Raw genomic sequence first — 23206 nt, 5'->3', positions numbered from 1 at the left:
ACAATGAGATAATATCGCAACACAAAGTTACGGCGCGAGTTCGGTTTCTATAATGCAAAATATGGTTAAATGGGCGGTTGCTTATTGAAAGCATTGCAGGCAAAAATATTGCACAGATAGGCTGCCCCCCCTGTCCTTCCCGGTGAAAATCACTTTCTACCGGGCGATTGCGGTAGCAGTTTAAAGGGGGCGGTGATAATGAATCAGCAGCAATCTCCTGGTTCACCAGCTCCTATCCCAGTTACTTCGCCGGATAATGATCATCCAGCTTCCGCTCGTGCGGTTCGTTAAGTTTACCGACAGATTTGCCAACCAGCATGGCCACCGTCGCATCGCCAGTAACGTTAGCCACCGTTCGACACATATCCAGCGGACGATCGACCGCAAAGATCAGGGCAAGCCCCGCTTCAGGAATACCTGCCTGGCCAAGAACAATGACCAGCATAACCATCCCAGCACCTGGCACCGCAGCGGAACCAATACTTGCTGCCAAAGCAGTGGTGATGATGCCCAGCTGGGTCATCAAATCGAGATCCATACCGTAGGCCTGGGCAATAAATACCGCAGCCACCGCCTGGTACAGACTTGTCCCGTCCATGTTAATGGTCGCACCAATTGGCAGTACAAAGCTGGTCACTTCCTCATCGACGCCTAAGTGCTCCTCCACCCGTTCCATCGTAACGGGGAGGGTGGCCGCGCTGGAACTCGTAGAAAAAGCCAGGAGCTGCGCCGGACTAATACCATTGAAGAAAGTGCCGGGTCCCATTCCCGTAAATACCTTCACCAGCACCGGGTAAACGACACCGATCATAAGACCAAGACCGGCCAATACACAGAGAGAGTATTTTATCAACGCATAGAACAAGTCGGCACTCGGCGATTCAACCACTAAGGCGGCCAACAGGGCAAATACACCGTATGGCGCCGCAATCATTATCAGATCAATGAGTTTGAGCACCACTTCATTCACCCCGTCAAAAAAGTCTTTGACTGGTTGCGCCTTCTTCGGGTCGATCAGGATAAGACCGATACCGAAACAGATGACAAAGAAGATCACTTGTAGCATATTACCGTTGCTGGTCGCTGCACCGACAATATTTTCCGGTACGAGGTCGACCAGCGCCTGCAATGGTCCGGCTTCCCGTTGTTGCTCGGCGGCCATGATGCGCTTCCCGGCATCGGCGGCAAAATCATTCAGAAGGTTGTCCCGGGTAGCTTCGTCGAGGCCACGTCCCGGACCGACCAGGTTAACGATGCCCAGGCCAATGACGATGGCCAGCACCGTAGTGCCAATGTAAATAGCGATGGTCCGCCCACCCATGGCCGACAGTTTGGAAATGTCCTTAAGGTCAGTAATGCCCTTGATCAGGCTGGCCACGATAAGTGGAATGGCGATTAACTTAAGGCTATTGATAAAAATGGTACCGAAGGGCTTGATCCAGTCTTTAACTAAGTCACCCCAACCAAACTGGTTAGCAGCAACACCAAAAGCAATACCGGCAACCATGCCGATCAAAATTTTCCAATGGAGGCCGAGGTTTTTCATCTTAAGGGGGTTATTTGCGCGGTAAGATAGTATTTAGGGGACAGTATTCAGGTCTCAGGTCTCAGGTTTCAGGTTTCAGGTTGCAGGTTTCAGGTTTCAGGTCTCAGGTTTCAGGTTTCAGGTCTCAGGTTTCAGGTCTCAGGTTTCAGGTCTCAGGTTTCAGGTCTCAGGTTTCAGGTTTCAGGTTTCAGGTTGCAGGGATCAGGGGTCAGTATTCAGAAGACAGAAGTCAGGAATCAATATTCAGAAGTCAGGAATCAGGAGGCAATATTTAGGGAGTCAGCATACAGAAGCTACCAGGTTAAGCCGGGCTCCTCCCCAGAACCCTGCATACTGGACCATAAAACTGGACCCTGAGCACTAACTCCTGGATACTAAATTCTGAAAACTGGTCCTTGAGAACTGAATCCTGCTGCTTTTACCGAACAATTCCCTACATTCCACCTTAAAGTAAAAAATCACACTCAACTATGAAGAAAATTGGTATTCTTTACGGCCGTGAACGGTCGTTCCCCCCTGCAGTTATCCAAAGGATCAATGATATGAACGTGGACGGCATTATGGCCGAACCCGTTAAAATCGACAAAGTCGGTCAAGGTCTTAACCCTGGCTATGCCGTCATCATCGACCGGATCAGCCAGGATGTTCCGTTCTACCGCGCAATGCTTAAGAATGCCGCAGCCACCGGTACCGCTGTTATTAACAACCCGTTTTGGTGGAGTGCTGATGAGAAATTCTTCAACAACGTCCTCTGCGTTGGCCCAGCTGGCGTTCCCGTTCCGAAAACAGTACTGCTGCCCAGCCACGGGCTACCAACCGATACTACCGACGAAAGCTTCACCAACCTGGCGCACCCGCTTGATTGGCAAAGCATGTTCAACTACATCGGTTGGCCAGCCTACATGAAGCCTCATGACGGCGGTGGCTGGAAATCGGTCTACAAACTCAACGGCCCCGAAGACCTTTGGAAAGCGCACGCAGAAACCGGACAATTGGTGATGATGCTCCAGGAGAACATCAACTTCACCAGCTACTTCCGCTGCTACTGCATCGGCCGCAAGTACGTCAAAATCATGCACTACGAGCCACGGAACGAGTTCCTGGATCGCTATAACTGCCACCACGATGTGAGTGATGAGATCATGCAAACCATGCACGATTACGTCATCAAAATTTGCGACTGGCTTGGCTACGACTTCAACACCGTTGAGTTTGCTGTCCGTGACGGTATCCCGATTGCCATCGACTTCTGTAACCCTGCTCCCGATGCAGACAAGTTCAGCGTAGGAGAAGAAAACTTCAACTGGGTCATCGAACATGCCGCCAAGTATTCCATCGAGCGGGCACAGGCCGCCGAACCCGGCAAAATGAACCTCACCTGGGGTAAATTCATCTCCGAGTCGGTAAATGGTGGGTATAACTTTGGATCTTAAGGAATATTGATTACCCGGGCCTTCGGGCCGTGATGGTCTAAAGCCTTCAGGCTGTGCCTGACCACACAGTAAATAAAATCGCCCGTCCCATTCATTTGGGGTGGGCGGTTTTGGTTAATGCCCTGCCGATGGGCGCTCCGCGCCCGAGCAGTAGCGCTTGCTTCCGGCAACGAGGCTCAACGCATCCATCCATCCTTGGTGGACAAACGAAAACGAGGAGTTTCGCTTAATCCTTCGGATCGGCGCCCACCCCTCCCTACGCAGGACAACCCTTCGGGTCTAAGACTCCACCTTACTTCTCAAACCGTCCTCTGCACCTGCGGCCCCGCCCCCTTACTGTCGCCGCAAACTGACTTCCTTTATCCATATACCTTTCGGCTCATAGGTATAAAGACTTAATCCTTTTGCACCAGCAGGCACCTCAATGTCAACGCTAATTTCTGCCCAGGTGCGCGGGTAAACCTCCTTTCGTTTTACTCTGTCTGCCACAGTAATTAATTCACTTTGAATCGGTGATAACGAAAAGGAGAATTTATCTCCGTTGTCTATTGTCAAAACAAGTGAAGCTCCTTTCCCTGTTTCGTTATGGTACCGAACGGTGGCCCGGTAAGTCCGATCTTCACTGTTCTTTATCGGCCAGGAAGCATGGCCTCCCCAAACCATCTCAAAGTAATCATTGGCCCAACCATTCTTCTCTGAAAATTGAGTTGGGCTGGTGGCCTCCCCCTCATGCGCCAGCAATCGCACCGGGCCCCAGGTCGCATCAAGATCAATGGGTGGTGCCACTAAATCAGGACGAGCCACTGTGGCCGCAAATGCCGCGTACTCCTCCGCAAACCCTTCCACTTGTTCCTGGTTTACGTTGGCTAAATTGTGTCGTTGCTCCGGGTCGGCCAATAAATCATACAGTTCATGCTCGGTCTCCGTCCGGCGAACATATAGAGAATGGCCATTACGCATACTGCCTGGCCAGGGACTGAATTCATAGCCCTGCTTGAAGGTATAAATCATCCTGCTCACACCAGCACCTTCCTCATCTTCCAATAGTGGCAACAAACTGCGTCCGTCCAGCTGCTCAGGGATCGGTAAGTCCACCAATTGAAGTAAAGTCGGCACCAGATCAATGTGGGCAGCAGGTGTATCGAAAACTTTGCCATTAGCCGGATGGTTTCCCGGCATTCGGATGCCAAAGGGCACCCGAACGCCCCCCTCGTCCACCTGCCCCTTGGTCCCTTTCAGCCCCATGCGATACCGATCGCCGTTCGGCCCATTATCGGTCGAGAAGACGACCACCGTATTGTCCAGTTCCCCGGCTTTTTCCAACCGGTCGAGCAGTTGGCCGATCCGGTCGTCGACCGATTCGATCATGGCGTAGATGCCCGTGTTGTAGTCTGTCAGGCCACGTTTTTTGACGTTGTCCCAGTATTTATCCGCCACCTGGACCGGCGTATGCGGTGCCTGGTAGCTCAGCATACAAAAGAAAGGATACGGACTTTCCCGCAGCATAAAATGGCTGGCGGTGTCCGTGAGTATTTGGGTCAGATCTCCGTTGAACGGCACCAGTTCGTTCTTTTCGTTTTGCAGCTCCCCGTTGAAATAGTCGTTGAAATGGCCGAGCGTGAAGCCCAGAAACTGCTCGAAGCCCTGGCTTCCGGGGTCGTAGGGAGCGGTGGCGCCATTATGCCATTTCCCGAAAAGCCCGGTGCGGTATTCGGCATGACGCAGGTATTCCGGGATGGTCATGATCCCGTCGTCCATCGTTTCATGGCGGCGGGTAACGAAGACGGCACCGGTGCGCGGGGCGTAAAGGCCACTCAGGAAACTTGCTCGCGTGGGGGCGCACACCGGGCTGACGTAGAACCGACTAAACTGAGCAGAAGACCTGAGCAATGCGTCCATATTCGGCGTTTGGATACTGTCATTGCCGTGTAGGGATAGATCGCCAACGCCCTGGTCGTCGGTCAGGATAAAAAGGATATTGGGTAAACGAGGCTCCTCTCCCACTCCCTGACTTTCTGACCCTCTGACTACTTGACTGTTTGACTCCGTGACTAGCTGACTTTCCTGGGCGCGGTCGCAGGTGCAGAGGAAGGGTAAAAGGAGCAAGGGAAGTAGGCGGAGGTAGCTTTGCATGGCTGCTAATGTAACGGCTGGCAGATTGGTTCCCCGGCATTTATGCCGTTGTGTTGTAGTTGCTAAAGCAAAACGGTATAAATGTCGAGAAACCAGCCCTACCCCTTAGAAGGAATCACCGACCCATGCGGATCCGTCTCCGGATAGCCCAGTTCAGCATCCACCCGATCCAGCATTTCTTCGGTTAGCAAGTGCTCCAGGCGTTCTGCCTCATCGTGGATTTGTTCCGGGGTGAGCCCCACTTCCTGGTTGAGGTAGGTCTCCCATAGCCGGTGGGCACGCACCATCCGCAGTGCGAGTAATTTACCACCGTCCGTTAGGCGAAGCTCGTCTTGCTGTAACAGCCCTTTTTTGCGGAGCAAAGAGAGTTGCCCATTCCAGGTTCCACGACCAAGTTCCAGTTCCTCCCGAATATGGGTCGGATCAGCGGCACCATGCTTTTGATTCTGGCGAAAGATTCGCTTTAGAATATCCTCCGCAATGGTTTGTTGCCGTCGCTGGTAGCGGTAGTAGGCTTTAGCTACCATCCCTCGCCGGGGAGCAAAGACAACCGTAAGGAGGTACAAAAAGGTAGCGACTAAGGCCATCGCCGGTCCGGGCGGTGTGTTGAGCCACACGGCAAAGACCATCCCGACAATGGCGGACAGCATCCCCAGGCCTCCGGCAATCAGGATAACAATTTTGAGCCGTTGCGCGAGCAATAAGGCCGTGGCAGCCGGAGTGATCAGCATTGCCACCACCAGAATAACGCCTACGGTCTGCAAGCTGGCTACAACGGCAAAGCTTAGCAACAGCATCAGGAAATAATGCAGGAGTTTCACGGGGATTCCCATGGTTTGGGCCACAACGTCCTGAAAAGTGGAGGCGAACAGGTAGCGGTAGAATACGGCGATGGAAACAAGGACGTAGGCCATCACCATGCCCGTAAGCAATAAGTCGGTATCCGATACGCCGAGGGCGTAACCGAAGAGAAAGTCTTTCAGGTCCAGGTGAACGCCGTCATTCCGGCTGATCCGGCTGATCAGGATAACGCCAAGGGAGAACATGGAAGTGAAGACGATGCCGATGGCAGCGTCGTTCTTGGTTTTAACCTGCTGCTGAATCCAGGTAATTCCGAAGGCGGTAAGCAGACCAGCCACCACCGCGCCGCTGAAAAAGGCCAGTGTACTGTACCCTACCAGCAAAAACGCGACGACCACCCCCGGTAAAATGGCGTGGGCCAGGGCGTCACCCACCAAAGACATGTTCCTTAAAACGATGAAGCAACCAAGTACGCCACACATCAGCCCTACCATACTGGAAGCAATGATGGCCCTCACGGCCCATACTTCGGTTAGAATGTCAAATAAGGAGGCTTCAGTCATGGCGGGTTAGTGGGTTGTCGGAAATCGGGGTTGTCGAGTTGTCGGAGTTGTCGAAAATCGGGGTTGTCGAAGTTGTCTAGTTATCGGAGTTGTCGGAGTTGTCGGAGTTGTCGAGAACCTTGATAACCTGATAACCTGATAACCTGATAAGTCGCCGAAAGTTAGACTAGTCTAACAATTAAACCTAGCCTTGTCACGGTTTTCTTTCAGAAACGCACCTTTTACTGCGTATCCGTCCGGCACTTTGCTCTTTCTACCCTTATTCTGCACCTGCGTTCGCGCCCAAAAGAGGGTACTTGAACTAGTGAATGGGTGAATTACTGCCCCAATTATCACGCGCTGTGCTTCGCTAATTCACCATAGTGAGCAAGCGAAGCGGACGGAATGTGCGGTAGCCCATTCCCTCATTCTCTACTTTGCATCTTTAACACATCGAAACCCCAGGTGATTCAGCCCGCTGTCTGCCGGAGTAAACTGACGTTGTTGGAAATTAAACCCGGTGCAGTAGCTGGTGCTGCAAAGAAAGGACCCGCCCTTGATCACGAACTCCCCCGTAGCGCTCTTTTTTGAGGTAGTCCACTCCCAGACGTTCCCTGAGATGTCATAAAGCCCGTTGTCGGCGGGAGGGAATGACTTAACCGGTGCAATACCGGGAAAACCATCGAGGACAGCGTCCTCATACGGAAAAGGTCCCTGCCACCAGTTGCCCGGATAATTTTCAGGATCAGGCACCATTTCTTTTCCCCAGGGGAACTCAGGAAACTGACCACCCTGGCTGGCTGCCCAAATCCACTCCGCTTCCGTCGGCAATCGTTTTCCGGCCCATTCAGCGTATGCCCGCACGTCCCGCATACTAAGTTGGGTTACAGGATGTTCTGGCTGAGCAGCTGCACTGTCCGGCCCCAGAGGGAAGCGCCAGGTTGCGTCATCTACCGGCAACCAACCAAGGCTATCCTTGGAGAATACGCCCGACCAGCCGAAGTCTTCAGCTTCCGTTTTGTAGTTGGTAGCCTCGACAAAATCTTTGTAGTCAGCAGTCGTCACTTCGGTAGCATCCATATAAAGATCGGGGATGTCAGCCCCGTTCCCCTTAATGGTCACCATTCCCTCCGGAGCAGGAGCTGAAGCGGTCTCTTCAACTGATTCCTGACAGGCAGCAAAGCTCAGACACATCAAAATAATATGGATCCTGATTAGCCCCGTATTCTTGCCTGAATTCAATAAATGAAAGTGTTTCATACCGCAAAGTTAAGGCACATCCGCAGATAGAAAATTTCATGGATAACTCAGACAAAACAGGGCTAAAATTGCATTTGGCCGACCAAAAAATATTAGGCGAAATTTCATTTATCCGACATAAACACAGGTGTAAACAAGCCTTTTGCTTACATTGGTCCTGAAAATGTGCTTAGCGGCTAAATTCCCCTGTCCTATAATAGTCGCTCCAACACCCACTTATTATTTCATACACTGTTCATAATCATACGTTTTATGTTTAACAAAATCCTGCTGGGGGCCGTATGCCTCCTCTGGGCCAGTACGGCCTTTGCCCAAAGCCAGTACTACCATACCGATAATGGTATCCTTAGTCTCACCTCCACTACACACAATTTCATCATTACGGCCAACGAAAGCAATACCCTGCGACGGGTAAAGACCGACGACGTAAAGCAGTACCAAAGCTGGCCCCACAAAAACTATTCCATTCTGGAAACCGCCCGGGCAATGACGACTTCCGAAGTTGCCACAAGTCTCGGTTTCGACACGGATGAAGTACAAATAAGTACTGGCTTCGCCCTCGAAGACGGATTTGTTCTTTACCCTACCCGGGAAATCGTCATTAAGCTTGGTGATAAGAACGACGCACCTGCGATGCAACGGATCCTGGCCCGCTTCGGGGTAAAGGACATCGTAAAAAAATATGGCACTTACCGTGCTGAAATGAATCAACTCGACCAGGTCTTCAAAGCTGCCAATGCACTTGCAGAAAGTGGCCTTACCGAGTTTGCACAACCAGACTTCTACGCCCCCATCCAGCGTTACCAAATCAATGACCCCTTATTCAGTCAGCAGTTCCAGATGAACAACACCGGCCAGACCCTGGACGGTGTAACCGGGCAGAACGATGCCGACTGTAATGCGCTTGAAGCCTGGGGCATATCAACCGGTTCCTCCGGTATTACGGTGGCCGTGATCGACGATGGTCTGGAAACTCATGAAGACTTAAACAACGGCAGCGGACAAAGCCGCTACACCGCTGGGTTCAGCCCGGCAAACAACGGCAACGGTAACGCTGTAGCCGGAAGCGCCCACGGCGTTTCCTGTGCTGGCTCCATTGCTGCCAGCCACAACAGCCTCGGTGTCCGGGGTGTAGCACCTTTGGTCAACCTGATCTCCGTCAATATTTTTGTTGGTGGCGAATCCACCCAGGATATTGCCGACGGCTTCACCTGGGCCAAGAACCAGGGAGCCGATGTAATGAGCAACAGCTGGGGCTATACCTCCTGTACCGCCAACTTCTCCAACATTAACAACGCAATGTCTGACGCCAACAGTAATGGACGTGGAGGGCTTGGTAGCGTAGTGGTCTTCGCTTCCGGCAATGGCTACAAGAGCTGTGTTGACTACCCTGGCAATCAGTCTTCCGTTATTGCTGTCGGAGCCTTCGCCAACACCGGCGTCCGTTCTGCTTATTCCAACTATGGTCCGGCACTGGACATCGTAGCGCCTTCTAACAATGTAGGTGGCCCCGGTGCGGGCGTTCGGACTACCGATCGTATGGGCAGCAATGGCTACAACAGTACAAATTACACCGCTACTTTTGGCGGAACTTCTTCTGCCTGCCCGGTAGTTTCGGGCGTAGCAGCGCTGGTGTTGGGGTACAACTCCAGCCTGACGTCAACCGAAGTTAAGAACATTCTCTATTCAACCGCCGGAGCTATCGGTAGCACTAACGAATATGGTGCCGGTAAGGTAGACGCGTTTGCTGCACTCCAGGCCGCCGGTGGCGGCGGTGGCGCCACTTGTACTGATGGCATGCAGAATGGCCAGGAGACCGGTGTTGATTGTGGCGGACCTTCCTGTCCTTCCTGTCCTCCCCCCACCGGTTGTACAGATACTGAGGTGACGCTTTCCATTACGCTTGACAACTATCCCGAGGAAACCAGTTGGACACTGACCAATGATGGTGGCCAGACCGTTGCCAGCGGTGGCACCTATGGTAGCCAGCCTGACGGTAGCACCGTAACTGAAGTAATCTGCCTGATAGACGATTGCTATACTTTCACGATCACCGACGCCTACGGAGATGGTATCTGCTGTAGCTACGGAAATGGTGCCTACTCTCTTACGGATGGCGGTACGACCCTGGCCAGTGGTGGTTCTTTCACCAGCAGCGAAGCGACTGCTTTCTGTATCACTAGCTCTGGTCCGGACACCAGCCCACCCACCAATCCAACAAACCTGACCGTCAGCGGCGAGCAAGACACCCAGATTTCTCTAAGCTGGAATGCTTCAAGCGACAATGTAGGCGTTACCGGTTACGAAGTCTTTTTGGATGGTAGTTCAATCGGCACCGTTGCCGGCACTTCCGCTAATGTGACGGGCCTCACGGCCTGTACCGGCTACAATTTTGGCGTTCGTGCGCTAGACGCGGCAGGTAATGCCTCTGGCCAGGCTACCGCAAGCGGAACGACCACTGGTTGTACCACCGCAGATACTACGCCTCCATCGACTCCCACGAAGCTGTCCGTCAGTAACGAACAGGACACCCAGGTTAGCCTGAGCTGGAATGCTTCCATTGACAATGTCGGTGTTACCGGTTACGAAATTTTTCTGGATGGCAGTTCAATCGGAACGGTTACCGGCACCACAGCGAACGTAACCGGCCTCACGGCTTGTACTGGTTACGGCTTCGGCGTTCGTGCTTTTGATGCAGCGGGCAATAATTCAGGTCAGGCAACTACCAGCGGAACGACTACTGGTTGTACCGGCGGTGGCACTGGTTTCACTGAAGGCTACTTCTTTGAAACCGGCCTGGAGGGCTGGGCTGATGGCGGCAGTGACTGTGCCCTGATCACCTCTTCCTCCCGCAGTTACGAAGGTAGCCGCTCTGTCCGGATCAGGGACAACAGCGGTACCGGGTCCTCTATGACCTCACCAACTTATGACCTTGCCGGGCTAGCCAGTGTAGACATTAATTTCTACTTCTACCCCAACAGCATGGAGAATGGAGAAGACTTCTGGGTTCGGTACAACGACGGGTCTGGCTGGCAGACGGTAGCAACCTACGCCAGAGGTAGCAGCTTTGAGAACGGAAGTTTCTATACTGCAACCGTTACGCTCAACGCAGGTTCTTTCAACCTTACCGATGGTGCCCAATTTCGTTTCCAGTGCGACGCCAGCACTAACTCCGATCAGATCTACATCGACCAGGTAACGGTAACCGGCAATGCAGCCGGCGGCGCCAATGCTATAAATGGTGCCATTGCCACCATTGAGCAGGTTTCGACCATCCAGCGCTTCGACACGCCCGGAGCAGAGGATTATGAAGTAAAAATTGCTCCAAACCCTGCCAGTGACATCATCAATGTAGTTGCTGGTGAGGAAATCCAGGAAGTCTCCGTCTTCAGCATTGATGGCAAACTCCTGATGCACCGCGTCTTCGAAGGCGCTGACCGGGTGACCCTGAAAGTAAATGATCTGCCAACCGGTATGTACCTCGTCAGTGTCCTGACCGAAGAGGAACGAAATACTGAACGGGTGGTTATCCGTCGGTAGTGAATACCAGCATAAGTGAATGAGTGAATGCGCGTACCGGATGTTTCGGTAACGCGCATTTGCTTTTGGTTAATAAACCGTATGTCGATACCCGACGCTCAGAAAATACGGCTGGAGGGTCGGTACTGCGTCCGGATCAATTCCTTCGTACCGATAAATGCCTGAAAGGCTGCGACCGTACTGCAAAAACAAGCCGGATTTTAAGGAAAACTGAAGCGAGGCACCAAATAACAGTTGAAGATCAAGGTTTTCATAATTCTCCAATTCAGCAGTATAGTTTTCCTTCTCTGTGAGTAACTCGATAATTCCTAGCTCCTTTACCCGCCGGCCCGTGGTTCGGTTTACGGCAACGCCAATTTGTATTTCGCCACTCCGGTAAAGACCGTAATTAGTTTTCCTGGTAGTAGCCTTTGTATCTCCCAGGCGAAAGTGAAACAGGAGGGGCAACTCAACCGTGTTTAGCCTAAGATCTATGGCGGCACCCGCATCTTCTGATTGTTCCGACCGGCTGGCCTGTGAGCCCAACTGACTAAAGCCAAAGCCCAGACTAGTGTAAATCTTAGGAGACCAGAGTATATTGACGCCGATACCCGCTCGGGCACCAATTTTATTGTAGCCAGAATACGAGTCTCCTTCAATTTGGGCCAGATTGACTCCGGTGTAACCAAAGGCACTAAAACGCTGGTATTTATCTGGCTGAGCTCCGAGAAAAAAAGGAAGCAGCATAAAAACCAGTATTGATATTCGTTTAATGGACATTTCGAAAGGTAGCACTATTGGGAAAACAAAAAATATCGGCTACCTTACCATCACACACATTACAGTTTAAACTTAGGCGATCATGACACCCTTTCTCGGCGAATTTATCGGCACTGCCATCCTCATCCTGCTTGGTTGCGGGGTGAATGCCAACACTACACTGAAAGCCACTTACGGCCAAAATAGTGGTTGGATTGTAACGGCCTTCGGGTGGTCAATGGCGGTATTCGTAGCCGTATTTGTAGCTGCCGACGCCTCCGGCGCGCACCTGAACCCGGCAGTCACTGTTGCCCTGGCAGTTGCGGGCAAGTTCGCTTGGGCAAAAGTCCCCATGTATTTTCTGGCGCAGGTTCTGGGCGCCATTACCGGAGCTACCTTATGCTGGCTGCAATACCGGCCGCACTATGCTGCAGAACCTGACCAGGGGGCCATCCTGGGTACGTTCTCCACTGGCCCGGCCATTAAAGGCACGCCCTCCAACTTCATTTCTGAACTATTGGCCACTTTTGCCTTTGCCGTTGCGGTGTTGTACCTCACCGCCCCAAACCTCGGAACGCCCGACGGGAAACTCGGCTCGCTTGATGCCTTGCCAGTGGCCCTTGTCGTACTGGCGATCGGCCTGTCTTTAGGTGGCACCACGGGCTACGCCATCAACCCGGCGCGTGACCTTGGTCCACGTATTGCTCACGCGATCCTACCCATCCCCGGTAAGGGAGGAAGCAATTGGGGCTATTCCTGGATTCCGGTTTTCGGACCGCTTCTCGGTGGTGCTATGGCTGCAGGATTATACATGGTATTGCAGATGCAGTAACCCTTCCCCACCCCTGCTCTGCATCCTTTCTCTGCACCTGCGGCCCCGCCTAATGACACGAAGGAAAGAATAGATGATTGGCTACCTTTGCCCCGGTGACCGTATTGCTGCTCATGGTTCTGCTCTTTTGTCTTTTTTGCGTTGCGCACAGCTACGTAATTTACCCGATGTGGGTCATGGTGAAAGACGCTGATAAGGCGCGAACGCAGGTGCAAAGTGAGGTTAAGGAGCGCAGGGCAACCCCCCATCCACGGGTCTTTGTGCTCATGGCCGCCCATAACGAGGAGGCCGTACTGGACGAAAAACTTGCGGGCCTGGCGGCCCAGGATTATCCCGGGCCAATGGTTTTTCATGTCGGAAGCGATTGCAGCACCGACCGTACCAACGAAATATTGAAAGACTGGTGCGCCCGTGATCCACGGTTCCGCGCTACCCTTTTCACTTCCCGCCAGGGAAAACCCAACATCATCAACCAGCTGGCGGTCATCGCCGGAAAGGAAGGGATTTTTGTACTGACGGATGCCAGCGTGATGCTCCGCCAGGACACTATTTCGGGGCTTGTTCGGCCAATGATGCGCGATCCGAGAGTAGGAGTAGTGGATGCAACCATGGTGCAGACCGGCGGAAAAGCCAAAGGTATAGGCCGCGCCGAAGCCACCTATATAAATCGAGAAGTTGCCATAAAACGGGCGGAAGGACGACACTGGGGAGCAATGATCGGACCGTTCGGAGGCTGCTGGAGCCTCCGCGCAGAAGCCTTCAGGCCAGTACCCGAAAATTTTCTGGTCGACGACTTTTTTCTATGCATGGCTGCCTACGAAGCGGGTTGGCAAGGTATAAGTAGCGAGGAAGCCATAGTGTTCGAAGGCGTAGGCCAATCCATAAAAGATGAGTTTCGGCGCAAGGTCCGTATCAGCAGCGGCAACTGGCAAAACCTGGTGCGGTTTCGCCGTCTTTGGTGGCCTCCCTTCAAGAATCCACTGGCTTTTGCTTTCTTCAGCCATAAGATTCTTCGCTGGTGGACCCCGTTTTTTGTTTTAACCGGCACAATTTGCGTCTTGCTTCTACTCCTAACTTTGGGCAACCATTGGGCCATTACTCTGTTAACATTACTGCTTGGCCTGGTGCCGGCACTGGGTGCAGCCGACTTTGTACTGGCAGCCTTTGGTATTCATTTGCGGGTCCTGCGTGGCCTGCGTTATTTTTTGGCCATGAACGCCGCCCTGCTGGTCGGCTTTTTTCGCTACCTAACCGGAATCACATCAAATGTCTGGCAACCAACTCAGCGTCACTGACGCCACCACCACCGAAAACAATCAACGTCTTCAACTCAACACCATTGAAGAGGCCGTCGCCGACATTCGGGCGGGAAAAATCGTCATTGTCGTCGACGATGAAGACCGGGAAAATGAAGGGGACTTCGTTTGTGCCGCCGAACGGGTAACGCCGGAGACCATTAATTTCATGGCCACCTACGGGCGTGGCCTGATCTGTACCCCCATCGAAGATGAGTTGGCCAACCACCTCAACCTCCCCATGATGGTGGCGACCAATACGGACATCCACGAAACGGCCTTTACCGTCAGTATCGACATGATCGGCGGTGGTTGCACTACCGGAATTTCCGCCTACGACCGGGCCACCTGCATGCGACGGATTACGGAGCGGAGTGCCAAGCCGACAGATTTTGCCCGGCCGGGCCACGTATTCCCCCTACGCGCGGTCAAGGGAGGTGTACTCCGCCGGACCGGCCACACGGAGGCCGCCGTTGACCTGGCCAGAATGGCCAACTTATTCCCCGCAGGCTGCATCGTTGAAATTCTGAAGCCTAACGGTGAGATGGCCCGCTTGCCCTACCTGATTGAATTGGCTAAAGAACACCAACTTAAGATCATCAGCATCGAAGACCTCGTTGCCTACCGCCTCCAGACGGAGCGATTGGTGGAGCGGGAATTCGAAATGGACCTGGATACCCGCTACGGAAAATTCCGGCTCCACGCCTACCGGCAAACCACCAACAACGACGTACACCTGGCCCTGACCCACGGAGAATGGCAGGTGGACGAGCCCGTCCTGACCCGTGTTCACGCCAGCACCAGCAGCCGGGATTTGCTCCACAGCCTGCTGAGCGGCTTCAGCACCGGCCTGCACGGCCCGCTGGAAAAGATCAGCGAAGCCGGCAAGGGTGTCTTGTTGTTCATGCGCCCCCACCAGGACGGCAGTGAAGTCATCGCAGGGCTTCGCCTGCTGAAATCCCGGCTCGAGAACGGCGCCGCCGTCCAAACCAGCCAACCGGCCAGTATGGAGCAGCGGGACTTCGGCATCGGCGCGCAGATACTTCGCGACCTGAAGGTCTCCAAGCTGCGTATTCTGAGTAACAACCCTAAGAACCGGATTGGATTGGAGGGGTATGGGTTGGAAGTTGTTGAGTTTGTGGGGATGTAGTTTGGGAAAGTGGACATTTGGAGCTAACACATAGATAAAAGTATCCAAGGCTTTCGGTCAAACGAATTATTGAACTACTACTTTCTTCGTAACCATCAAGCCTTTCCGTACGTCTACCAGAATGAGGCTGTACATCCCCGGGTGTAAATCCTTAACATCAATTCGAGTCACGCCCCTCAAAGATTTCACCATTCGACCATTCATGTCTAGCATCATTACATCAAGTGCCACATCGTAATGCCAATTGATAACGTTTTTGGCCGGTTGGGGAAAAACATTGATATCATCATGTTTAGCAAAAGACGATTCCCTTTCAGCTGAACCGCTTTTAACCCTTTTTTCAGGGATTCGTACGATCCCAGAATACTCCCGCTCTCCATCCAATACAGAACAAACTGCACGGTACTGGCCGGGTAAAAGATTTTGATAGAATGCAAATTTCCCGGTAGTGACTTTACTATACCCGTCACTATCCAGTCTCCATTTATAATCTTCATCTGTAAAATACCCGCCGGATTTAGATAGTGTCAAGTAAGCTTCGCCATTAGCATTTGTTACAGCGATGAACTCTGGCAAGGGTACTAGTTTATTCAATCGAATATCCGTATTTTCGTATTTTTCGGTAGCGCAACCATCAATTGTCTGGACAATCCTTGCTTCTAGTTGGCCACCTTGTTCGACGGAAAAACCGGGAGCGAGGCGTACTGCTTCTCCGGCGGTTAACTTTCCCTTCGCTCCCGTTTCAACTACTACGTTACCGGAGACCATAAACTTGGGCTTAGCGTCATCTTTCCAAGTGTTTACATCATACCCAACGGAGAGTATTTCTTGAGCATGAAAAAACTTTACCTCTCCTGGATGAATCACTCGATTTTGCAGATCGTAAGTATCTATCATTATTTCTCGTTCTTTGAAGCGATCTCCTAAGTAAGAATCCAGCATTGAAAACTCTATATGTGCAGTGTTTTTGCTAATTGAATAAATATCATCAAACAAAACAAGTTTGTTCTCCACCAAATATCTCCTTGTTTTTGACGGATCGTTAGCAGCTTCATTGTAACGGCTTAAGCTACCCTCCGTATTAAAGACATCCCTCTTGAGGCCTATTGAGCTGGCCGTCGGGACGAAAGAAAACATTCGATTTCCAGATTGAAAACTACCCGGAGAGATATCATAAGATTTTTCGGGAAAAGAGTATTTTCCTTCCTCTTGAACATCAAAAAACAATCTCGACAATCCGAATCGGCTACCTCTCTTAGATATCCTAGAAACTATAGCGCTCAGTGTATCACTGAAAGATACTAACGCATAAACTTCCACTTTTTTACTAAGTTTATCAACTAGCCTGTCACCTTCCTCTAAATCTTCAGCATCTTCGGAAAGCGATGTTTTTTGAGGCACTGCATGATCAGATCCGTTTGAAATAGTTATGTTTCTACAACCCTCCGGAAATCCTACTTGTTCCAACAATTGCATAAATTCAAGATGTGCCGGATTCGCTAGCGAAAATTCGTTTTCTTCGTTTCTATTTCTGATCGCCATCTGAAGCGCTGAAGTCGATTTGTTAGCTGTAATAGCCTGGTCTATGGTAAAATCTTTCAGTTCTCTTTCCGTTATCACATTTATTGAATCTTCAATAATGCGTGCGGGAAGATCCGCATCATCTGTAATTCCAGCTATATCACTTGCAGTGCCTATTAGTGAGTTTATACCAAAGGGTGAAATTAGTGACAAGGCAATTCCTCCAAGGATACTATTAGCATTAGCATTCTTTGCATCATGTACTGTTTCCTGAATGGAAAGCGGAATGTTGGATCCATTATGTGGAGAGTCAAAGGATACGTAAAGGCCAAAATCATGTTTCTGGCTATCACGCTCCATTTCAGCTAAGGCTATCCTTGTAACGAGTCCCCCCATACTTTCTCCAATAATTATATTGTCGTAATACCCTACTTTGGTGTCATTAACGAAACTTATAATTTGTTTAAGAAATCGCGCATTAAATCCAATCGGTAAGTGGGTGCTTACAAAACCAACCGCAATCACATCGTATCCGTTTAGCCGTAAGTAAGTGGCTATTCCATTCTCATCATACGACCCATAAACACTGCTTGCACGAGAAGGTCCGGGCACCTGGAACCCTGGCACTAGAATAACTGGCTTATCCAATTCGCCATCACAACCAAGATATATATTTGCTTCAGCAAAAATTATTGGAACAGGACCGGCATCTGTAATTCCGAACAAGTGGGTACTTGAAGGCTCGTTGATGAGATTAACCTTAATAAAGCTAAATGATGATAAAGTATCGGTATTTGTGTAGGCTCTAAAATTTAGTGCTTTAATTCCTACCGTTTCGTATGTAACACTATAATTTTCGTTAAGACCAGAAATGTTTTGGTAACCCATACCATTACCAAAATCTACTTCGAATCTTCTAAATTGATCGTTTTTATTCGTAAATACAAGTTCACTATTGAAAATATAATTGACCACCATGTCTTCTTCTACATAGACATTGTTTTCAAGATTGCTCATGGAAAACACATTGATGATTTCAGTTGGCACGTCGGCAGCTAAAGTAGAATCAGGCAAGATATAAGGATTCATTGAATCAGGTCGGATGTAGTCGCCGTCAAAATTAAGTATCCCGATTGAGGACTCATTATTTTCTACTTCCTCCCCTTCAGCGTACAAATCATTTAGCGGAGGGAGTCTCAAGTCATCGTTGATTGCCGCAATAGAAACGTTAACGTAAGTACTTATCCAGTCATTGGGACTGGTAAATATAATCCTATCACTTAGTGACTCTTCACCCTCTCCTAGAATGAACTTATCCAACTCTTCTTCATTGATAAAAGAGCGATTCAATAAATACCCAGTAACCAAGGGTACGTTCTCAAATCCGTCATAGTACCTTTGAAGGTCAGAACCTATACCCTGCGCACAAAGCGCAGTAGTAAACATAAATGACAAAGTAAGAAATATAGACTTATACATGATTATCATTTTTAATTAACAATTAGGATCAATTTAACCTTCTAATTATCTCCATCAGACTTAGCCTTCATCATCCCTAATTCTCGCGCATGACGGTCTTGCATATCTATCAACCGAAGGGTTAATTCCTCTATTTTTTTCAACAAGATGGTTTGCATTTCGCCTAATTTCAATCCGTTTTTTTCAACTTCTGCTGCTGATGGCACCCCTGGTAGATGTCCATTTTTTTTAATAAAATTAGCAACCTCTTCTAGTGGCATCAATTCATACTCCGGAGCAAAAACATAATCCGGCCAATTAGGAAATTCTTTGACCCAGGCTTCCGTAGCAATTAACGAACCATTGAAAAGGGCGACGTGGTTCCCTTCCTCCGTCGTTGTATTCACCAGTAATTTTCCTCTCGCGATTTCAACATTGTCTTCAGCGACGCGGACCTTACCTTTAGACACTTCAATGTCTTGGTCCTCAACTACTAAATCACCCGAAGAAAGTCTAAACTCCCCCTCTAAAGAAGCGAGTAGCTGGGTAGATTCTGTAGGATGATAGGAGACGTCAAATTCAGCAGGATCGCCGTTTATGCCACCAGAGACCTTCAGTAGAGAATTAGTCCCTCCCATACCGTCGTTGAGCTGGGAGACGTGAAACCTGGCAAGTGGCTCTGAAACGTTCACTCCGAGCATCCCCTTCTGGGTGATCCGAAACCGTTCCAACAGTGAATTTACACCCGTTTCGAACACGAAGTCCATTGGTACGAATCCATCCCTTAGCGGGTCGGTTGCAATAACGCGCAAGGCAGCGCCATCATAATACTGACCAGATACCAGGGTCTTAAAATTCAGGCTCCCGACTGGGGTCCCCACTATTTCGCCGCCAGTAGTTCGGGTAAATGTGAAGCGAGGATTAGGGCCGGTTGCTCCTTGAGAAAAGATCGGACCTAAGCCGAAAAGGACTACTGAGAATAAGAGAATGTACTTCATGGTAAATGCAATTATGGGTGATAATCGGTTAGTTTATGACTGGATAGTGGTGGAAAGTTGATGGAAGAGAAAGGGGAAGTGGAAGACTGCCTAAAAGCAAGTCCACCCCTCAATCTCGGCACCACTGCGGACCCGGTTTGCGTCACCACAGTCGGCCCAAGTGCTCTCTTTAGCTAGAAAGGCGCGATTGCGGGAAGAGGTAGGTGCGGCGAAGCCGTAGCGTTCGGTGGGGCCGGCAAATTCATAATCCAGTGTACCGTTACCGGTAGCGATATTATTGACCAGCAGACAATTGTTCGCCCCGTCAATCACCTCTATTCCATTGTTGAAGTTGTTACTGCTTTCGTTGTGGTAAGTCAGCCAGCGGGTAGCGGGGAGTTCGGAGCCGACTACAGTCCCGTTAGCCAGTGGGAAGCTGACCGGAACCTTACAGAGTTCAATGCCGTTGACGTTGCCCGATAGCTGGTTGTAGCCCAACCGACCAAACTTATCGCAGGCCCAAACGCCGAAGACTGTGTTTTGGATTTTGTTGTTAAAGATCGTCGCCCGCTCACCATTTATGACGACGATGCCGAAGACGGGAAAGTCCGGATTTGTCTGCCACTGTGATGAGCCGATAAATTCTGACCGTTCTACGTAAAGCCGGGGGCTATTTTCAGCAACAACGCCGTTTTGCCAATCTTTGGCCGTTACGCGGGAAACAAAGGTGTAGGGTGCATTCTGGACCAAAATAGCGGTAGCGCCTTGGCCACCAACTGGAACTAATTCAAGGTTCCGAATACGGACGAATTCGGTTTTATAAACGTGGATGCCCGCTTCAATTGTGGGAGCGATACCAACCGGGGTGGTTCCGGAAATCAGTAGACGAGCACCGGGATTACCGATGATATTAACGGGCTTATCGATGGTGAGGGTCCCGTCCTGATGGTGGTCGCCTTTAGCAAGACGAATGACGCCGTTGCGGTCGGCAGCAGCGATGGCGGCAGCCAGCGCGTTTTGAGAACCGGCCGGGATGGTGAGCCGGTGCGCCTTCTGGGTATTGGTGAATACCTCGAGGTGGTCATTTAGTTCCGCGGCAGCGGCGGCTTCGTCTGCGGTGATTTCGGCCAGGAGGGTGGCGGTAGGCATCTCAGCCAGACTACCTTCTCCTAAGCCAAAGGATGTATCATCCTTAGTACAGGAAGTTAGCGCCAGAAAGGTAAAAGCGATTAAAAAAGGGAGAAATTTCATAGTGTCTCTTTTTGGGTGAAAGGATGAATTCAGTAAGTGAGCACTTGCATTTCCAGCAAGGCTTTTATATTATTCAGTAAGAGAGCTAGTCTTATTCCTAACCAACCCTTACGGCTTACTTTACTGCTGCTAAACTTACGGTAGAACCAGGCCAATAGTCGTGAATACCCCTCGCTTACCCACGAAACAGCTCCTGCTACCACGAACCTGATACCCGAAGCTTGATTTGCCTACGCATGTTAAAGGTGCCCCCCTTAACCTGCCGTCAAATAATTCTTTGCACCTGCGTCCGCGCCAGAATTTATTAAAAGCGAAATACAGTCAAGCATCCCACATCCAGCCCAAAATCCTTATTATTACAATATGAAATCGTGTCGCAACACGCTGATTGCCTTAATCTTATTCAACTGCTTACTCTTCAGTCAGGAAAGTTTTGACCTGTGGGACATTAGCCATGTCTTTACTGATTCAACGAACACACTTTCCGCAACTGAAATATTAGCGTTGCCAGGCGGTAGTTTTTCACCGCCACAAGGTGGTTCCAGACGATTAAGCACGTTTCATCCTACCTACCTTAAGTTTGACCTGCCTGCACAAGATACAGGTATGCGGTACCTCATTTTAAATCCACAGACGACGGATTCGATTGTTTTGTTGCAAAACGGGGTGCCTATCGGACTTACAGGAGGTGATATATGGATAAAAAATCGCACCAGCCCCACCAGTAGAAACGGATTTGTTGTTCCCAATGAGGCAGACCAGTACTTATTGAAATTAACCAACTATACGCCTAATTTTAAAAGCCACAACACCAATCCTATAGCCATCTCACTGCTTACTTCAGCTTATGCATGGGAAGCGTCTCTGGAGGAAATTGATTTCCAAACACGCATACGGGCGAATAATGAAACGTGGTTTCTGAGCTTCATCCTGATTGTACTAATACTTGTATTCATATCCTGGATTATTCTAAGAGAAATGACCTTTGCCTACTACGCAATGTATGTGACGGCAATTTTGGTGTATTACCTCGTTCGGCGGTCTTACCTATTCTATAATGATGTATTTTATTTGCCCTCCTGGCTCAGGAGTTCTTTTGAATTCCTTTGGATCCCGGTAATTCTGTTGTCGTATTCCCTATTTGTAAAAGCTTTTCTTGAAACTCGTACCAGCTCCCGTAATCCTCGTATTCTCAAAACCTTGTGGCTGGCCATATACCTGGCTATTGGTGCTTTTGGCATTAACTTGATTTTACTCCCGCTTGCCGGACTATTCTGGAGGGGTAGTTTCAGTATTTTCACCCAATTATGCTTTGCCCCCGTCACAGCGTATTTGGTCTTTCTACTTCTTCGCAACAAAGACCGGTTCTCGCGCATCATTGCTGGCGGAATGACGCTACTGGTTTTTGGCGCGCTCCTCATTCTATTAAATAATTGGCTCAAACGCAAGTATGGTCTTGACCTCGAGCCGCCGCCTTTTGGCTTTTTCCAATATGCCATATTGGGGGAACTTTTCATCTATTGGATTGGCCTGATTTATAACTGGTATGACCTTCGGAGAGAAACGGAGCGAAGCCAGGGAGAACTTAAGAAGCTCCGCAAAGAGATGGTGCTACGGGAATTGAATCTTGCGCAAAAGCAGCTAATCATTACCACTCCACGTAAGCAATACAAGTGGGCGAGGACGCAGGTGCAAGGTTTCACGGCCGACCGGGAGATCACCCATTGCCTACTCGCGGGCGGGCAAACTGTATCTATTCCCCTCCGTCTTGGGCAAGTAGAAGAGCAATTGCCTGAGGAATTCATCCGCGTTCAGAGAAGCTATATCGTCAATAAAGAATTAATTGTTCGGTTGGATACTGGTCGCAAGGCTCGTCTGCATTTGGCTAATTGGCCTTCCCCTATTCCCGTCGGAAATCGATTTCGGGAAATTGTACATGCGGAAATCAAAGGAGCTCACTAAAAAAACTACCGCTTTCCACCTCTCCCCAGTTCAGGAAGCTTAAAACCACCCTTTTTCTTCCCCCCCTTAGGTATCCGCCGGGTAGCCGCATCCTCGTGGCCTTCCTTCAGTCTAGTCCTGACGAATGACCTGAAATCCCCAGTCAGTACATCTTCTAACGCTAAGCTATCCCGGTCCAGGCTGATAATACTATAAGTCAGGTAAAAATCCCGCCCATCCCGGTATCGGCCAGGAACCATGTTCTTTCCCAAAAAGTAATCAACCGCGAAGGTGATCGTATGGCCCGTTGAATCGACCGTCCATCGCCCCATCAGGTATTGAGAAGAACGTTTATAAGCCCGGCCTGCATCTTCTTCGAAGGTACCATACTGGTCCAGTTGCAATACGTACCCATTTCTTTCTCCCCCAGATGTCTCTTCCCAAACGGTATTCACCAAAAGGCTGTCTGCCTGCGCAAAGAGCAGGCAAGAGCAAAGAAACATTGCGGAAGTATAGAGTAGGCGCATAACAAATAGAGGTTTGTTCCTACTTAAGACGTAGAAAGCTCTTCTTAGGCTAGGGTTCGACTTGAGTTTAAGAGGGGTTTAACTTAAAGTGAAAGACGTACCAAAAGCAATTGCTTCTGGTACGTCTTTGAATTTTAAACAGCTTTAATAATGGGGTCCTCTCAATTCCAGAGGTTCGCCGATGTTAATATGAGAGACGATGTTGAACAGTTTGAATAACACTATGAACGGTGCAAAAATAACACGTGACTCATAATAGAA

The 23206-nt window shown here is 50.1% G+C and carries 15 protein-coding genes; 6 read left to right on the top strand and 9 right to left on the bottom strand.

The genetic code is table 11. From position 1 onward, the window contains the following. Nucleotides 1-241 precede the first annotated feature (241 nt). A complete protein-coding gene (locus B036_RS0105285) occupies nucleotides 242-1546 on the bottom strand; it encodes a dicarboxylate/amino acid:cation symporter (RefSeq protein ID WP_020567646.1) in 1305 nt (434 codons plus the stop codon). A gap of 470 nt (nucleotides 1547-2016) precedes the next feature. On the opposite strand from B036_RS0105285, the gene B036_RS0105280 reads away from it, so the two are divergent. Beyond that, the gene (locus tag B036_RS0105280; RefSeq protein ID WP_020567645.1) at nucleotides 2017-2979 is read left to right on the top strand and encodes an ATP-grasp domain-containing protein; all 963 of its coding nucleotides are present in this window, start codon (nucleotides 2017-2019) and stop codon (nucleotides 2977-2979) included. A gap of 333 nt (nucleotides 2980-3312) precedes the next feature. Here B036_RS0105280 and B036_RS31680 read toward each other — a convergent pair whose 3' ends face one another. The 3 genes from B036_RS31680 to B036_RS28150 form a co-directional block, all read right to left on the bottom strand. Further along, a complete protein-coding gene (locus B036_RS31680; protein WP_020567644.1) occupies nucleotides 3313-5112 on the bottom strand; it encodes a sulfatase-like hydrolase/transferase in 1800 nt (599 codons plus the stop codon). Between the two features lie 98 nt (nucleotides 5113-5210). Continuing rightward, nucleotides 5211-6476, bottom strand: a complete 1266-nt coding sequence (locus B036_RS0105265; RefSeq protein WP_020567643.1) for a metal ABC transporter permease — start codon at nucleotides 6474-6476, stop codon at nucleotides 5211-5213. 411 nt (nucleotides 6477-6887) lie between these two features. Continuing rightward, nucleotides 6888-7715 carry an SUMF1/EgtB/PvdO family nonheme iron enzyme gene (locus B036_RS28150; protein WP_020567642.1) on the bottom strand — a complete coding sequence of 276 codons (828 nt, stop codon included), beginning with the start codon at nucleotides 7713-7715 and terminating at the stop codon, nucleotides 6888-6890. A 252-nt stretch (nucleotides 7716-7967) separates the two neighbouring features. Between B036_RS28150 and B036_RS31675 the strand changes: the two genes are divergently transcribed. Beyond that, entirely contained in the window at nucleotides 7968-11255 is a 3288-nt protein-coding gene (locus B036_RS31675; protein ID WP_020567641.1) for a S8 family serine peptidase, read from the top strand. A gap of 69 nt (nucleotides 11256-11324) precedes the next feature. Here the strand turns inward: B036_RS31675 and B036_RS0105245 are convergent, their stop codons facing one another. Further along, nucleotides 11325-11981: an outer membrane beta-barrel protein gene (locus tag B036_RS0105245; RefSeq protein ID WP_026231717.1), complete on the bottom strand. Its 657-nt coding sequence runs from the start codon at nucleotides 11979-11981 to the stop codon at nucleotides 11325-11327. 115 nt (nucleotides 11982-12096) lie between these two features. On the opposite strand from B036_RS0105245, the gene B036_RS0105240 reads away from it, so the two are divergent. The 3 genes from B036_RS0105240 (at nucleotide 12097) to ribB (ending at nucleotide 15270) form a co-directional block, all read left to right on the top strand. Further along, a complete protein-coding gene (locus B036_RS0105240) occupies nucleotides 12097-12825 on the top strand; it encodes an MIP/aquaporin family protein (protein WP_020567639.1) in 729 nt (242 codons plus the stop codon). A gap of 77 nt (nucleotides 12826-12902) precedes the next feature. After that, complete coding sequence (locus B036_RS0105235) at nucleotides 12903-14120, top strand: glycosyltransferase family 2 protein (protein WP_026231716.1); 1218 nt, start codon at nucleotides 12903-12905, stop codon at nucleotides 14118-14120. Then, on the top strand, nucleotides 14092-15270 hold the full coding sequence (gene ribB, locus B036_RS0105230; protein ID WP_020567637.1) for a 3,4-dihydroxy-2-butanone-4-phosphate synthase: 1179 nt from the start codon (nucleotides 14092-14094) through the stop codon (nucleotides 15268-15270). Before B036_RS0105235 ends, ribB begins: the two co-directional genes overlap by 29 nt. Nucleotides 15271-15336: 66 nt before the next feature. Here ribB and B036_RS0105225 read toward each other — a convergent pair whose 3' ends face one another. The 3 genes from B036_RS0105225 to B036_RS0105215 form a co-directional block, all read right to left on the bottom strand. Beyond that, nucleotides 15337-18270 carry a T9SS type A sorting domain-containing protein gene (locus B036_RS0105225; RefSeq protein WP_157472041.1) on the bottom strand — a complete coding sequence of 978 codons (2934 nt, stop codon included), beginning with the start codon at nucleotides 18268-18270 and terminating at the stop codon, nucleotides 15337-15339. 41 nt (nucleotides 18271-18311) lie between these two features. Next, entirely contained in the window at nucleotides 18312-19247 is a 936-nt protein-coding gene (locus B036_RS31670; RefSeq protein WP_020567635.1) for a hypothetical protein, read from the bottom strand. Nucleotides 19248-19337: 90 nt separating this feature from the next. After that, nucleotides 19338-20477, bottom strand: a complete 1140-nt coding sequence (locus tag B036_RS0105215; protein ID WP_020567634.1) for a NosD domain-containing protein — start codon at nucleotides 20475-20477, stop codon at nucleotides 19338-19340. Between the two features lie 363 nt (nucleotides 20478-20840). On the opposite strand from B036_RS0105215, the gene B036_RS0105210 reads away from it, so the two are divergent. Beyond that, nucleotides 20841-22439 (top strand): 7TM diverse intracellular signaling domain-containing protein, encoded by a 1599-nt coding sequence (locus B036_RS0105210; RefSeq protein WP_083926140.1) that lies wholly within the window; start codon nucleotides 20841-20843, stop codon nucleotides 22437-22439. A 5-nt stretch (nucleotides 22440-22444) separates the two neighbouring features. On the opposite strand, the gene B036_RS0105205 is transcribed toward B036_RS0105210, so the two are convergent. Beyond that, complete coding sequence (locus tag B036_RS0105205) at nucleotides 22445-22945, bottom strand: hypothetical protein (RefSeq protein ID WP_026231714.1); 501 nt, start codon at nucleotides 22943-22945, stop codon at nucleotides 22445-22447. Nucleotides 22946-23206 lie beyond the last annotated feature (261 nt).

The sequence above is a fragment of the Neolewinella persica DSM 23188 genome (genome assembly GCF_000373105.1).
Classification (GTDB): domain Bacteria; phylum Bacteroidota; class Bacteroidia; order Chitinophagales; family Saprospiraceae; genus Neolewinella; species Neolewinella persica.
This window is presented reverse-complemented; position numbering and strand designations above follow the sequence as displayed.